Below are 14,448 nucleotides of genomic sequence, written 5' to 3' on the forward strand. Positions count from 1 at the left end.
TAACCAGCAGAATGACATTATCTTGTAGCATGACTAGTCCGCCCAATGGCCTTAGCTAGCTGAATGACCATAGGTGCGTGGCCGCACATAGTAGTCAATAAAGGGGGCGCAGAGGTTAGCCAATAACACGGCAAAAGCAAAGGCGTCAGGGTAACCGCCTTTAATGCGGATGATATACACCAACACACCAATTAACGCGCCGAAGATAATGCGACCACGGGGGCTGGTTGCAGCTGTGACGGGATCGGTTGCGATAAAAAATGCCGCTAACATGGTCGCGCCAGAAAACAAATGTAATAGGGGACTGCCTTGGGTATCGGGCGACAGTAAGAAACCGATACTCGATGCAACAAAGAGCCCCAATAACACGCCAGTACTGATGTGCCAACGAATGGCTTTCAGTTTAAGTAACACTAAACCGCCAGCCAGATAAGCTAAATTCACCCAGAACCAACCTACGCCTGTGCTGCCATCAAAAATGGCTTTAGTCAGGCTTTCTGTGGTGGTTAATCCTAGGGATAAATCGGTTTTAAGGGTATCGAGTGGCGTCGCCATTGCGATGCCATCTATCCCTAAACGAAACTGTTCCAAGTTAACGTGGGCGCCAATGTTGAAGATAAGTTGCAAGCTCTCAGCTAGGCTAGGCGAATGCAGCGCAACGGTACTCGGTGCTATCCAAGTGGTCATTTGCACTGGGAATGAGATTAACAGCAATACATACGCCGCCATTGCAGGGTTAAACAGGTTATGGCCTAAACCGCCGTAAAGGTGCTTAACGATAACGATCGCAAAGGCGGTGCCCATCACTATCATCCACCAAGGTGCTAGGGGAGGAATGGCGACACCAATCAAGATTGCGGTCAGCATGGCGCTGTTATCGCTAAGGCTGGCTTTGATATTACGCTTGCGAAGTTTCATCACCGCAGCCTCACAGCTTAGGGCAACAAGAATCGCAAGCAGCACTTGAACAAGCGTGCCCCAGCCAAAAAAGGCGCATTGCACCACAAGGCCCGGCAGTAAACATAAAATCACCCTTTGCATCACAGTTGAGGTTTGCAAATTACGTGTGACATGGGGTGATGAGGCTATTTTAAACGCCATTGTGTTCCCTTTTTATCATTCTGTTCTTAATCATTAGCAACACTTGAATCGCTCGAAGCTTCGGTTTGTTGAGCGAGTGCCGCTTTTTTGGCTTTTGCCTTGGCGATGGTCGCAGCAATCCGTGCTTTTTTAAGCTCATCGCCTGATAAGGCTGCCGTTTCAATGGGTTCTGCAATTTTTTCTGCGGATGGTAAAACGGCTTCGGGTTTAGCTGCGACGGCGTCAAGTGCTGCTATCGACGGCGATGCCACGTTAGCTTTAGTTTGAATGTCGTCAACGGACTCTATTTCAGACTCAGTTTTAGACTCAGCTGCTGATGCCGCAGCTATTTTCTTCGCTTTAGCACGAGTAACAGCGGCGGCCACTTTGGCCTTTTTAATCGCTTCAACGTCGTTAACGTCAGTAGCGGCGGCTTCTGTATCATCATTCACATCTGCTTGAACGCTAGCTGCGGAATCAACTGCTGGAGTCGCGGTCTGAGTTAAATCATTGTCAGCATTTGTCTCAGCTTGCTGCGCGGCTTTTTTCGCTTTAGCACGGGCAACCGCGGCGGCTACTTTGGCTTTCTTAATCGCTTCTGAATCATTAGCGTCACTAACGATAATTTCAGTATTGCTAACTTCAATATCACTAGCGGCGGTTTCTACTTGCTGCGCCGCTTTCTTGGCCTTTGCCCGCGCGACTGCGGCAGCCACTTTGGCCTTTTTATCATCGGCAGCGCTGAGCTCTGATGTGCTGTCAGCCGTTTCAGTCGTTTCAAGCGGCGCGGTATCGGCTTGCTGAGCCGCCTTTTTAGCTTTGGCGCGAGCAATGGCCGCGGCGACTTTGTCCTTCTGAGATAATGGCGCTTCTTGCGCGATTGCATCTGTTGCTAAGAAGGATTCATCACTTGCAGTAACATTCACCACATCGTTTGTATCAGCACCATTGGCATTCACTTGGGCGGCTTTCTTCGCCTTAGCGCGGGCGATGGCTGCTGCAACGGCAGCTTTACCCTTGGGCGCGTCTGTCGTATCAGTGCTTGTTACGTTTGATGATTCTTCATTCGACAACTCTTCAGTTGCTGATTGTGCCGCTGCGGCTTTTTTCGCGGCGATCCGTGCCATGGCTTCAGCGACGGCATTTTTATCCGTGCCAGTCATAGTCGCTTGTCGGCGCTCTGCGGCTTCTTTGGCCTTAGCTTCACGGGCAAGTTTTTCTTCTTCAAGACGCGCTAAACGGGCATCGAAACGCTGTTTAGCGCGCTCCGCTTGCTGCTTTTCATCGGCGGCTTGTTTAAGTGCAGATTTGGCAATGCGGTAATACTCGACTAAGGGAATATCACTCGGGCAGACGTAACTACAACAACCGCATTCAATACAATCCTTTAGATTGTAGCTGGCAGCTTTGTCATATTCTTCGGCCTTGGCGTGCCAAAAGAGTTGCTGTGGCAATAAGAGTGCAGGGCAGGCATTGGCGCATTCGCCGCAGCGGATACAGGCTTTTTCTTCTGGCGTAGTTCCTATTTCTTGGCTGCTTGGCACCAGAATACAGTTAGTACCTTTTAAAATAGGCACTTGGATATTTGCCAATGCATGGCCCATCATAGGCCCGCCAATAATCACCTTTTGTTCAGGCTCTGGCGTGAACTCCGTCGCAGCCAGCACATGCTCAACAGGTGTGCCTATCGGTAACCAGTAGTTCCCCGGTTTACCGACATTTTTGCCCGTCACAGTCACAACACGCTCAATCAGCGGTTTACCTTGGGTAACCGCTTGATGAATCGCAAAGGCAGTGCCGACGTTATGCACGACGATACCAAGTTTGGCGGGAATCGCGCCCGAGGGTACTTCGCGGCCAGTAATGATTTGAATTAACTGCTTTTCACCACCAGAAGGATATTTTGTCGGAATGACCGTTACCCGAATACTATCCGCTGGGAGCCCACATTGGACGACTGCAGCTTGCATGGCTTTGGCCGCTTCTGGCTTATTATCTTCAATGGCGATAACAATGCGTTTTGGCGTTAATAACCGATGAATAATGCCAATACCGGCGAGGATATCTTGGCTGTATTCGCGCATTAATCTGTCATCGGCGCTGATATAAGGTTCGCACTCGACGCCGTTGATGATGACTAAATCAATTTCACTGACCGGATTAAGCTTAATATGAGTTGGAAACGCCGCCCCGCCCATGCCTGCAATGCCAGCAGCACGGATCTTATCGATCATCTGTTGATGGCTTAAGTCATCAAGCTCATTTTGCACCAGCTCACACCAAGTGTCTTTGCCATCGGCTTGGATAACGCAAGTGTTAACTGGCAATGCTGAAGCATGGTTACTTGCCCTTGGCTCAATGGCAACGATAGTGCCTGATGTCGGCGCATGCACAGGTAAATGCCAAATGGAGGTACCTTGAGTTAACGGTGTGCCTTTTAATACGCTATCGCCGATGTTTACCGCAAGTGTGCAGTTTTCACCGACTTGAGGGATGGGCACTAAATACGTAGCTGCTAAGGGCAGTTGGCTAATCGGCGTCGCGTTCGAGAGGAATTTGACTTCGGGTGGATGTATACCACCGGGTGAGCGCCAAAGGGTTCCTTTATCTAATTGATCTAATAAAGTTAACACCGCTTTTCCTCTTCTAACTGTGGGTCTTGGTTCTGAATCTCTTTGATGAGAGTCACTGGGATGGCATTTAAGCGCCAGTTCCAATTTTTAAGATTCTGGGTGACTGGGATCATATCAATACAATCGACGGGACAAGGCTCAACACAGAGATCGCAACCCGTGCAATCGGTTGTCAGCACAGTATGCATAAGCTTACCTGCACCGATAATCGCATCCACGGGGCAGGCTTGAATACACTTAGTGCAGCCAATACATTCGTCTTCACGTATGTAGGCGACCTTTTTCACTTGAGATTGTGCCTCGGCATTCAGCGGCTCGGGCTCGACGCCCATCAGGGTCGCCAGTTTTTCCATGGTGGCAGTGCCGCCGGGAGGGCATTTGTTGACTTTATCACCGTTGGCAATCGCTTCAGCGTAAGGGCGACAGCCAGGGTAACCACATTGACCACATTGGGTTTGTGGCAGAATCGCTTCGAGTTCATCGACAATCGGATTGCCTTCAACCTTAAATTTAACGGCGGCAAAACCGAGTAATAGTCCAAAGACTAATGCCAATAGGGTCAACAATATGACTGCAATTAAAATTCCGGACATCTTACTTAACCAATCCTGTGAATCCCATAAAGGCGAGGGACATAAGACCTGCGGTGATCATCGCTATGGCGCCGCCTTTGAAAGGTAAGGGGACATCTGCGGCTGCTAAACGTTCGCGCATCGCCGAGAAGAGAATTAACACTAATGAGAAGCCTAACGCAGCACCAAAGCCATAGATAGCCGATTGGATAAAATCGTGCTTCTCGTTAACGTTCAATAGGGCAACACCCAACACAGCACAGTTAGTTGTGATCAGCGGCAGGTAAATCCCTAAAGCGCGATGCAGTGCAGCACTGGTTTTTTGCACCACCATTTCAGTAAATTGCACCACAACCGCAATCACTAAAATGAAGCTCATGGTTCGCAGGTAGCTCAGATCAAAGGGCAATAGTAGATACTGGTTGACGAGGTAACTGAGAATAGAGGCTAACGTCAGTACAAAAGTGGTCGCCATAGACATGCCAATAGCGGACTCCAGTTTACTGGAGACCCCCATGAAAGGACACAAACCTAAGAATTTCACTAAAACGAAATTGTTGACCAGTACTGTACTGATCAACAAGAGGAGATATTCAGTCATCTCAATACTTTTCTAAACGGATCTTGGCCGTATTATCGACTTTTCCGTTTGCATAAACAACATATAGAATGCAGGGTTAACCATCTTTACTGTAAATTTTGGCGACGAATTAACCCGTTAAAGTATTAAATTTGATCTGTAATCGCCATGGCTTGGGGCTGTGCTATGTAATAGCCTTGCAATCCATCAACTAAGAGTTTTTCGAGGGTGAGTTTTTCTTCTTGGCGTTCGACGCTGGTCGCAATAACCCGAATGCCTATCCGTCTTGCAACATCCACTATCATACGGACGAAGAACTTATTATTGCTGTCTTCATCAATGTTCGATGTGTAGCTGCCATCAAGCTTTATGTAGTCTGGGCGCACTTCACTGAAGAATTTGAAGGACGTAAAGCTCATGCCAAAACGCTCTATCGACACCCGTGATCCAACGCTATGTATTTCGCGAACGAACTTATAGCTTGCCCCTAAGTTAGACTGCATACCGGACTCATTGATCTCAAATACTAAGCGTGAAGCGATGTATTTTTGCTTGCCTAAAATGTCCTTTAGCCAAGCGAGAAACATATCTTGATGCGCAGAAAATGCGCTGATATTGATGCCAAAGTTACCCGAAATGGTCGGGTTTTCCTTAAGCATTCTTAATGCACTGATCACCACCAGTTTATCTAATTCAGAACTCATACCGTGACGTTCGGCCATAGCGATCACTGTGGTGGTGGGTAAGAACTTGCCTTCGCTATTGTAAAAGCGCGCCAACAACTCACGGTAAACCTCTACATCGGTACGACACGGCTGAATTGGCTGTTGGTAGAATTTTAATGCTTGGCGAGTGACTAAATCATTGATCGCCATTTTCCAGCGATCATCGCCAAACTGCTCGTCACCATTGAGTTTTTCTTGGATATGATAACTATTAGGCCCAAGGGTCTGCGCTATGCTGACTGCGGTATCCGCAATCGTCAGTAAATTAACCGCATCGGTACCTTGGTGATAGGGCACTAAACCGATATGGGCAACAGATTCCGCTTTTGTCATCTGCAAATATTCATCGAGATAAATTTTTAATTGATCTAAAAATTTTGGCGCATCCTTCAGCATGACATCAGGAATAAAGATGGCAAAATCAGCGCTCGATACCCTGAAACATTCTGCATCTGAATACTTACTACAGGCTTTGCGGATACAATTTGCCACCCTTGAAAGATAATCATCCCCCGCAGTTCGCCCTTGTTTTTGATTGATTTGCGCAAGCTCTGTCGCCTTAACCATTGCCATCAGCCCCAATTGAGGAATATCGGGATTGCTTATGGTTTCTAATTTTTGGGTAAAGCGCTGGCGACTACCAAAACCCGTCACTGTGTCTTGATAGGCCGCTTTATGCAGCTTTTCATTCTCTTGATTGAGTTTATCGATTTGGGCTTTAAGTTGAAGACGACACTCTTCAAGGGATATTCCAATGGGGTTGAGCTCACCTGTGAGTTTTGATGATGCGACAGCAGAAAACCCTAACTCAGGTATTTTTGAAATATAATCAGCAGCATAACGTATCGCCGCCCTATGTTTTGACATTAACAGAATAAACACTAACAGCAAGATAAGGTAAGCCACCAGTAACATGACACCGAGCTTTTGAGTATGACTAATCGAAGTTTCAATCGCTTGGTTTGCACTGAGTTTGACTTGTAAACGACCGGTTGCCAATTTTTGTGTATGACTGAGCTCAATAGAAAATAAACGGGCTAAAGGATGAGGATGTTGGCTGTCTAAACGACCTTCTGTATGACTCCGTTGGCCATCTGTATCATCAATATATTGGAAAAATTGGAATGGGTAATTTTCAGAAAGCTTTTTGAAGAGTTCGGCGCCATCACCTTGCCATTGTTGGTAGCGGGTTAAACTGGTTTTAAAGCTATCCAGTTCTTGCTGTTGTTGGATTTGTAATTGGCTATTTTCGCTTTGATAAACCCAAGCAAAAAGACCTAAGAAAATAAGCAGTAAAAAAATTGGATATGATTTTGACATGGCCATAAAAATCCGCTCTATTTTTTTGGGTGAGCTCAAACAGGATAAGTTTAAGTCAAGAATACTTAACTGCAGCTATCTGTGTGATGACACTCATAAATTTTTATTAATAAGCTGATAACAGTGTAACTGCATTTGCTTAAAAACAAAACGGAAAAGAATAGGGTAACTAGAAGCCAGAAGACGCAAAGACACGGGAACAAAACGAAGAATAATTGGCTCCCCTGACTGGACTTGAACCAGTGACATACGGATTAACAGTCCGCCGTTCTACCGACTGAACTACAGGGGAGTAGAGGGTGCGATATTGCTATCGACTTTACAGAAATAACACTTTTTAAATGGCTCCCCTGACTGGACTTGAACCAGTGACATACGGATTAACAGTCCGCCGTTCTACCGACTGAACTACAGGGGAATCTAGATGCGATATTACTATCGACTTTTTAGCTTGCTTAAATTGGCTCCCCTGACTGGACTTGAACCAGTGACATACGGATTAACAGTCCGCCGTTCTACCGACTGAACTACAGGGGAATCATTTTAATGCTTCAGCTTGATAATGTAATTGGCTCCCCTGACTGGACTTGAACCAGTGACATACGGATTAACAGTCCGCCGTTCTACCGACTGAACTACAGGGGAATTGTTTACAACTTATCTTACTGCTTGTTCTAACTCATTTTTATCATGTGCTTAAAGTGGCTCCCCTGACTGGACTTGAACCAGTGACATACGGATTAACAGTCCGCCGTTCTACCGACTGAACTACAGGGGAATCGTTTCACACAATCGTAGCGACTCGTTGAGAACGGAGCGCATAGTAAAACGCTCTGTTGGATGAGTCAACTCGAGTTACTAAAAAAAGTGTAATTATGCTGTTAAGTGCTCATCTAATGTGCATCGTGGTGCAGAATTCGACATTTTTCGTGAAAAACCACTTAACAATTCGCAATATAGCCATAATTGAGTCCATCGTTTTTAAGCGGTGATTCTATGAAATTGAAATCATTCGCTAAATAATCGACACCGTTTTCGGTACTTGGTCGAGTACTTAAGACTCAAACCACTCAAAAAAGGATCTCAGGTGGGGTAATGTGAATTTACTCAGTTCTTTATGCCGATAGAAAACGTGGGTTATCTTTTCGTCGTTAAAGTCCGTTTTTCTGTTTTAACAAGTTTGCTGTTGTTGATGGAGGTGTTAATTGAGGCTTTATCGAATTAGCGTGAGCTGTTTTTCAAATGAAGTGATGCACTTCACTATAAGTTGTGGCACCAGATGCGCTACTACAGCGCGTGTTAATTACAGTTAGTGAAATTGATACAAGTAGCAACATTTATCAAATGTAATTAAATTACTAAATGCCGAGAGACGGTTGTTAAGACACATGACAGCCTCCAATCCCGCGTGGTTTCTAGGTTATTTCGACTTATCAACAAAATCTGTGGATAACCCTGTGAGTTGTCCTGAAAAATGGCCGCCAAAGCCTTGGGGTATGGGCGGCGGACTTAAAATGCACTATTTTGGGGTTCAAAAATAAATTTAAGCATTATCAACTGCATACTAAAAGCAAGTGGTTTTTGTTGAGGGTGAAAACAAGGTTGCAATTTTGTAATCGAACGAAATTGATTTCTTGTGTATTAAATTGGCATTTTTGCTTAGTTTGCGGGTGTTTTGTGAGCAAAAAACGCTGAAAACGCCTTAGTTTAAAAGTTTCATGTTTCTTTCTTTAAATTGTCATCTTGCGGTTTTAGATCGTATTGATATGACGACAGGAAGGATAACTGTGGAGCTTAGTCGGTGACTTGATTAGAATGGGGCGACTCACTAAAAGGATATGTGCGCGTGTCAGAATCTGTTTTTCAGCTTGAATCGCAATTCGCCCCCGCAGGCGACCAACCTACAGCGATTGCCAAATTAGTCGATGGACTCGAAGCGGGTCTGGCCAGCCAAACCTTACTCGGGGTGACGGGCTCAGGTAAAACCTTCACGATTGCCAATGTGATCCAAAAGTTAGGTCGGCCCACGATTATCATGGCGCCTAATAAAACCTTGGCGGCGCAGCTTTATGGCGAGATGAAAGAGTTCTTTCCCCATAATGCGGTCGAGTATTTCGTTTCTTACTACGATTACTACCAGCCCGAAGCCTATGTACCTGCGTCAAATACCTTTATCGAAAAGGACGCTTCGGTTAATGCTCACATTGAGCAGATGCGTTTATCCGCCACTAAGGCGCTGTTAGAGCGTAAAGATGTGGTGCTGATTGCTTCGGTGTCGGCCATTTATGGCTTGGGCGATCCCGATTCCTATTTAAAAATGTTGCTGCATCTACGCCAAGGCGATGTGATGGGGCAGCGTGACATCTTAATTCGTCTCAGTGAATTGCAGTACAAGCGCAATGATATTGAGCTACAACGTGGTACTTATCGTGTGCGCGGTGAAGTGATTGATATTTTCCCCGCCGATTCTGAGCGTAATGCCATTCGAGTCGAGTTGTTCGACGATGAGATTGAACGTTTAAGTGAGTTTGACCCGTTAACGGGCCATATTATTAAACGTATCGCCCGTACGACGGTTTATCCTAAGACTCACTATGTCACGCCGCGGGAAAAAATCATTGCTGCCACTGAGTTTATTAAAGAAGAACTGCGTGAGCGTAAGCAATATCTACTCGATAACAACAAGTTAATTGAAGCCCAGCGTATCCATGAGCGGGTGCAATACGATGTGGAAATGATGGTGGAGTTGGGTTATTGCTCTGGCATCGAAAACTACTCGCGCTATTTGTCTGGCCGCGCACCGGGGGAAGGGCCACCAACCTTGCTCGACTATTTGCCTGCCGACGGCTTATTAATTATCGATGAATCCCATGTGACTGTGCCGCAAATCGGCGCTATGTACAAAGGTGACCGTTCCCGTAAAACCACACTTGTGGAATATGGTTTCCGCTTACCGTCCGCCTTGGATAACCGGCCGCTCAAGTTTGAAGAGTTTGAGCAATTGATGCCGCAAACTATCTATGTGTCGGCAACACCGAGTGCCTACGAGCTGGAAAAGAGCGAAGGCGAGATTGCTGAGCAGGTCGTGCGGCCAACGGGATTACTCGATCCTGAATTAGAAGTGCGTCCTGTTGGGACTCAAGTGGACGATTTATTGTCTGAAATCGCTAAGCGCGTCGCTGTTAACGAGCGGGTGTTAGTGACGACGCTGACCAAGCGCATGTCAGAGGATTTGACCGAATACCTCGACGAACATGGCGTAAAAGTGCGTTATCTGCATTCGGACATTGACACTGTCGAACGGGTTGAGATCATCCGCGATCTGCGTTTAGGTAAGTTTGATGTGTTGGTTGGGATCAACTTATTGCGCGAAGGCTTAGATATGCCTGAAGTGTCATTGGTGTGTATTTTAGATGCCGATAAAGAGGGCTTCTTGCGCTCTGAACGCTCGCTCATCCAAACAATTGGCCGCGCGGCGCGTAACGTCAATGGTAAAGTGATTCTCTATGCCGATCGCATCACCAATTCGATGGAGAAAGCGATAGGTGAAACTGACCGACGTCGTGAACGTCAGCGGGCGCACAACTTAAAACACGGTATCACGCCTAAGGGCGTCGTTAAACGGATCACCGATGTGATGGATGTGGATGATGGCCGCGACAGTAAAGCTGTGTATGGCAAAGTGGCTGAGCCTAAGTCCCATTACCATAAAGCCGATGCGGCAGAGTTGAGCCATCAAATCGATCAGCTTGAGAAGAAGATGCATGCACATGCGCGCAACTTAGAGTTTGAACAAGCGGCGGCAATGCGTGATGAAGTCAAGCACCTGCGGGACCTGTTAATCAAAGCCTAGATTTATTCTTGCGCTCTGCATTAAAAAAAGCCGTCCAGCAATCATGCTGCGACGGCTTTTTAATATCTTGACTTGGGTTAAGCTGGGACTTTTGATGGGCTCATTTTTAGCTTGATAAACACCGCTAAAGCGCAAATCAACCCGCAGATTAAGCCGACCAAATGCGCCTCAGTTGCTACGCGCGCACCTATCATGGCGGTGACATCACTGCTGGCACCATAAAGCTGTTCGTAACCGACCTTGATGATAACGCCAACGAGCAGCAGATAGCCTGAGCGCAGCTTACGGACAATATCCTGCACTGCGCCGTAGGCGAACAAGCCATGCAACATACCGCTTAAGCCGACATAACCGAGCAATTGCGGATAGCCTAAATACAAGCCTATACCTTCAAGTAAACATAACACGAAAAATAGTGCACTTAAGCCTTTGAGATGATAATGAAAATGGTGCAAAAATAGCACCACCCACAGCCCTGCAAGGTTCATCAATAGATGCCATTGATTCGTGTGCAGTAAATTTCCTGTGATTAATCGCCACCATTCACCCTCACTAATTGCACTGCGGCGATAGGCGAGTAGGTTATCGACAGTGGGGCTTGCTAAGCCTGCTGCATACAAACCCGCACAGATCAGACTCACCATCAGCGCGACCCAATAGGGACTGCGTGTCATGCTTTAGGCTCGCTGGCGTCAAGCTCAGCCATGATCGCTGCTTTATTCTGTAGATAGTCATCTAATCCACGTTTGCGAAGATGACAGGCAGGGCAATCACCACAGCCATCGCCAATCACGCCGTTATAGCAGGTGAGAGTATGGTGGCGAACCAGATCAAGTTGCCGATATTTATCCGCCAGTGCCCAGGTTTGTGCCTTATTGAGCCACATTAAAGGCGTGATGATTTTTAGTTGCTTATCCATGCCTTGAACTAAGGCGGATTCCATCGCTTTGACAAAATCGTTACGACAATCAGGGTAGCCTGAAAAATCGGTTTCACACACGCCTGTGATAATCGCCTGCGCCCCTAATTGATAGGCATAAATACCTGCAAGCGTTAAAAATAAAATATTACGGCCGGGCACGAAGGTATTGGGTAAGCCATTTTCCATCAACTCGTGTGAAACGGGTATCGCATCACGGGTGAGGGCTGAAATAGCTAACTCATTGAGTAAGGTGACATCCATGACTTTATGACTGGTGATCTTCAAGCGTTTTGCTAAGGATTTGGCAACTTCAATTTCTTCGCGGTGGCGTTGACCGTAGTCAAAAGTGATCCCATGTACTTCATCGTACTGGGTTAGGGCTTGAATAAGGCAAGTTGTTGAGTCTTGTCCGCCACTGAATACTACCACTGCTTTGGACGCGACTGTTTTTGACACTAAGCTCGTTGACATAAAGGATTTCACTTCACCGTAGAACAGGTATAAATAGGGCGTTAGTGTAACTCAGGCCATAGGGCTTGCAAACTCTGACTATAGGGCCGAAATAGGCTTTCTCGGCGCAAAGACTTGCAGCTCAAGCTAAAATCCACTATAAATGCCGCCCCAGAAAAGTGGAACGTCAGTATGAATTACCCTGTCAACGAAGTATTTGAAACCATTCAAGGTGAAGGTGTCTTTACCGGAGTGCCCGCCATATTTGTCCGCCTACAAGGTTGTCCCGTGGGATGTGCTTGGTGCGATACGAAACAGACATGGGATGTGCTTGAAGCCAATAAGGTGTCGCCAGAGCAAGTGATTACCGTAGACGGCACCATTGGTCGCTGGGCTGATCATTCGGCGCAAAGTCTTATCGCTGCCTTTCACGCTAAAGGTTTTACTGCGCGGCATATCGTGATCACCGGCGGTGAGCCTTGTATGTACGATTTACGCGAATTAACCGAGACCTTGCACAGTCAAGGCTTTGCGACTCAAATCGAAACCAGTGGCACCTTCGAAATCAACTGTGCTGATGACACTTGGGTGACAGTATCACCCAAGGTGAACATGAAAGGGGGCTATCAGGTATTAGCACAGGCGCTGAACCGTGCCAATGAGATTAAGCATCCTATCGCCACTGAAAATCACATCGATGAACTTGATGAGTTACTGCAAGACATCGATATTTCAGCGAAAACGATTTGCCTGCAGCCGATTAGTCAAAAGCCTAGAGCGACAGAACTGGCGATGAAAGTGTGTATCGCCCGTAATTGGCGCTTATCGATCCAGACCCATAAGTATTTGAATATTGATTAATGCTAATCTGCAAAGCATAAAAAACGCCTCACAGTTGTGGGGCGTTTTTTATGGTGGATGTTTTGTGGATTCTAAACCTAACGACTTAATACAGTTGCTTAATCAAGCTCACTTAACTGGCCGAAATGATTAAATGCTGCAAGTTGGCGCTGATAGGGCGCAATATCGCCGATGTTAGCTGTAATCCAATCTGTATCGTAATAAGTATCAAGGTAACGCTCACCTGAGTCACAAATGAGGGTCACTATTGAGCCTTGCTCTCCACGCGCTTGCATTTGTACTGCAAGTTGCAATGCGCCGTACAGGTTGGTTCCTGTGGATGCGCCGGTTTTACGGCCAATCAATTGTTCTAACCAATGAATCGTCGCCACTGATGCGGCGTCGGGAATTTGCAGCATAGTATCGACAACTCCAGGAATAAACGATGGCTCGACTCTCGGTCGACCTATGCCTTCAATCTTACTGCCATTGCAACAGGTTAAGCTGGCATCGCCGCTCTGATAGAAATCAAAAAAAACGGAGTTTTGCGGGTCGACCACGCAAAGTTGTGTTGCCAACCTCTGATAGCGAATGTAGCGGCCTATGGTCGCCGATGTGCCGCCAGTGCCTGGGCTCATCACTATCCACCGCGGGATAGTGTGTGGCTCGCGCTCCATCTGATTGAAAATCGAGTTAGCGATATTGTTATTACCGCGCCAGTCGGTTGCACGCTCGGCGTAGGTGAATTGATCCATATAATGGCCGCCAAGCTCTGTGGCAAGGCGCGCCGATTCTGCGTAAATCTCACTGGAATGATCGACAAAATGACATTGACCGCCATAGAAAGTGATCTGCTCAATCTTCTTTTTAGCTGTGCTTTTGGGCATTACGGCAATAAAAGGTAAACCGAGTAAGCGGGCAAAGTAGGCTTCAGAAATCGCCGTACTGCCCGATGAGGATTCGATAATTGGCGTGCCTTGCTTAATCCAGCCGTTACACAGGGCATAGAGGAAGAGTGAGCGGGCGAGGCGATGCTTCAAACTCCCTGTCGGGTGGGTACTTTCATCTTTAAGATAAATATCTATGCCATCGAGCATAGGTAATTCAAGCTTAATCAAGTGGGTATCGGCGCTGCGCTGAAAATCCGCTTCAATCTTGCCTATCGCGTGGGCTTCCCATGTTGGGCAGAGTCTGTGAGCGCTGTGAGAATCCACTGGTGGTTGAATCGTGTTAGAAATCATAGTAGTCACATCGAAAGAGATCATTTTCAGAGCATATCACAGGGACGGGCAAAGCGGTTTTATTGGATGAGCTTGAAGTCATTCGCTTAAAGTAGAGCACGACGTAATTGAAATCAAAAACAAATGTCGTTAACCAAGAGGTTTACTTAACATAGAAATACTAAGAATTTAATCAGATTTAAGCTGGAACAGTCAGATTAAGTTGGAACAGACTAAGCGGAAGTGGAACAAG

At 46.6% G+C, this 14,448-nt stretch carries 11 protein-coding genes and 5 tRNA genes; 3 read left to right on the top strand and 13 right to left on the bottom strand.

All coding sequences use genetic code 11. The features are described from left to right. Nucleotides 1–51: 51 nt before the first annotated feature. From rsxD to L5L77_RS08345, 10 genes are all read right to left on the bottom strand, one after another. A complete protein-coding gene (rsxD, locus tag L5L77_RS08300; protein ID WP_263222545.1) occupies nucleotides 52–1,101 on the bottom strand; it encodes an electron transport complex subunit RsxD in 1,050 nt (349 codons plus the stop codon). 26 nt (nucleotides 1,102–1,127) lie between these two features. Continuing rightward, nucleotides 1,128–3,713 (bottom strand): electron transport complex subunit RsxC, encoded by a 2,586-nt coding sequence (gene rsxC / locus L5L77_RS08305; protein WP_263222548.1) that lies wholly within the window; start codon nucleotides 3,711–3,713, stop codon nucleotides 1,128–1,130. Then, complete coding sequence (gene rsxB, locus L5L77_RS08310; RefSeq protein ID WP_263212429.1) at nucleotides 3,707–4,306, bottom strand: electron transport complex subunit RsxB; 600 nt, start codon at nucleotides 4,304–4,306, stop codon at nucleotides 3,707–3,709. Before rsxB ends, rsxC begins: the two co-directional genes overlap by 7 nt. Before the next feature lies 1 nt (nucleotide 4,307). Then, a complete protein-coding gene (rsxA, locus tag L5L77_RS08315; RefSeq protein ID WP_006081543.1) occupies nucleotides 4,308–4,886 on the bottom strand; it encodes an electron transport complex subunit RsxA in 579 nt (192 codons plus the stop codon). Nucleotides 4,887–5,011: 125 nt separating this feature from the next. Beyond that, the gene (locus tag L5L77_RS08320) at nucleotides 5,012–6,916 is read right to left on the bottom strand and encodes a GGDEF domain-containing protein (RefSeq protein WP_263222550.1); all 1,905 of its coding nucleotides are present in this window, start codon (nucleotides 6,914–6,916) and stop codon (nucleotides 5,012–5,014) included. A gap of 210 nt (nucleotides 6,917–7,126) precedes the next feature. Further along, a tRNA-Asn gene (locus L5L77_RS08325) sits at nucleotides 7,127–7,202 on the bottom strand. 50 nt (nucleotides 7,203–7,252) lie between these two features. After that, nucleotides 7,253–7,328, bottom strand: a tRNA-Asn gene (locus L5L77_RS08330). 43 nt (nucleotides 7,329–7,371) lie between these two features. Then, nucleotides 7,372–7,447, bottom strand: a tRNA-Asn gene (locus L5L77_RS08335). Nucleotides 7,448–7,479: 32 nt separating this feature from the next. Next, nucleotides 7,480–7,555, bottom strand: a tRNA-Asn gene (locus tag L5L77_RS08340). 57 nt (nucleotides 7,556–7,612) lie between these two features. Beyond that, nucleotides 7,613–7,688, bottom strand: a tRNA-Asn gene (locus L5L77_RS08345). 610 nt (nucleotides 7,689–8,298) lie between these two features. Between L5L77_RS08345 and L5L77_RS08350 the strand changes: the two genes are divergently transcribed. Then, entirely contained in the window at nucleotides 8,299–8,451 is a 153-nt protein-coding gene (locus tag L5L77_RS08350) for a hypothetical protein (RefSeq protein ID WP_158497640.1), read from the top strand. 305 nt (nucleotides 8,452–8,756) lie between these two features. Continuing rightward, a complete protein-coding gene (uvrB, locus tag L5L77_RS08355) occupies nucleotides 8,757–10,763 on the top strand; it encodes an excinuclease ABC subunit UvrB (RefSeq protein ID WP_263222552.1) in 2,007 nt (668 codons plus the stop codon). 77 nt (nucleotides 10,764–10,840) lie between these two features. Here uvrB and rrtA read toward each other — a convergent pair whose 3' ends face one another. Continuing rightward, on the bottom strand, nucleotides 10,841–11,437 hold the full coding sequence (gene rrtA / locus L5L77_RS08360) for a rhombosortase (RefSeq protein WP_105252448.1): 597 nt from the start codon (nucleotides 11,435–11,437) through the stop codon (nucleotides 10,841–10,843). Continuing rightward, a complete protein-coding gene (queC, locus tag L5L77_RS08365; RefSeq protein ID WP_263222554.1) occupies nucleotides 11,434–12,156 on the bottom strand; it encodes a 7-cyano-7-deazaguanine synthase QueC in 723 nt (240 codons plus the stop codon). The genes rrtA and queC overlap by 4 nt, the downstream gene beginning before the upstream one ends. A gap of 171 nt (nucleotides 12,157–12,327) precedes the next feature. Between queC and queE the strand changes: the two genes are divergently transcribed. Continuing rightward, complete coding sequence (queE, locus tag L5L77_RS08370) at nucleotides 12,328–12,996, top strand: 7-carboxy-7-deazaguanine synthase QueE (RefSeq protein WP_028760010.1); 669 nt, start codon at nucleotides 12,328–12,330, stop codon at nucleotides 12,994–12,996. A 98-nt stretch (nucleotides 12,997–13,094) separates the two neighbouring features. Here the strand turns inward: queE and L5L77_RS08375 are convergent, their stop codons facing one another. Next, a complete protein-coding gene (locus tag L5L77_RS08375; RefSeq protein WP_263209383.1) occupies nucleotides 13,095–14,240 on the bottom strand; it encodes a PLP-dependent cysteine synthase family protein in 1,146 nt (381 codons plus the stop codon). Nucleotides 14,241–14,448: the final 208 nt, after the last annotated feature.

The sequence above is a fragment of the Shewanella sp. SM29 genome (assembly GCF_025654245.1).
Classification (GTDB): Bacteria; Pseudomonadota; Gammaproteobacteria; order Enterobacterales; family Shewanellaceae; genus Shewanella; species Shewanella oncorhynchi.

Excerpts from the sequence above, each read along its gene's own strand:
- L5L77_RS08350 (WP_158497640.1), top strand. The coding sequence starts at position 8,299 with ATGACAGCCTCCAATCCCGCGTGGTTTCTAGGTTATTTCGACTTATCA.
- queC (WP_263222554.1), bottom strand. The coding sequence starts at position 12,156 with ATGTCAACGAGCTTAGTGTCAAAAACAGTCGCGTCCAAAGCAGTGGTA.
- rsxB (WP_263212429.1), bottom strand. The coding sequence starts at position 4,306 with ATGTCCGGAATTTTAATTGCAGTCATATTGTTGACCCTATTGGCATTA.
- rsxA (WP_006081543.1), bottom strand. The coding sequence starts at position 4,886 with ATGACTGAATATCTCCTCTTGTTGATCAGTACAGTACTGGTCAACAAT.
- rrtA (WP_105252448.1), bottom strand. The coding sequence starts at position 11,437 with ATGACACGCAGTCCCTATTGGGTCGCGCTGATGGTGAGTCTGATCTGT.
- L5L77_RS08375 (WP_263209383.1), bottom strand. The coding sequence starts at position 14,240 with ATGATCTCTTTCGATGTGACTACTATGATTTCTAACACGATTCAACCA.
- queE (WP_028760010.1), top strand. The coding sequence starts at position 12,328 with ATGAATTACCCTGTCAACGAAGTATTTGAAACCATTCAAGGTGAAGGT.
- rsxD (WP_263222545.1), bottom strand. The coding sequence starts at position 1,101 with ATGGCGTTTAAAATAGCCTCATCACCCCATGTCACACGTAATTTGCAA.
- L5L77_RS08320 (WP_263222550.1), bottom strand. The coding sequence starts at position 6,916 with ATGGCCATGTCAAAATCATATCCAATTTTTTTACTGCTTATTTTCTTA.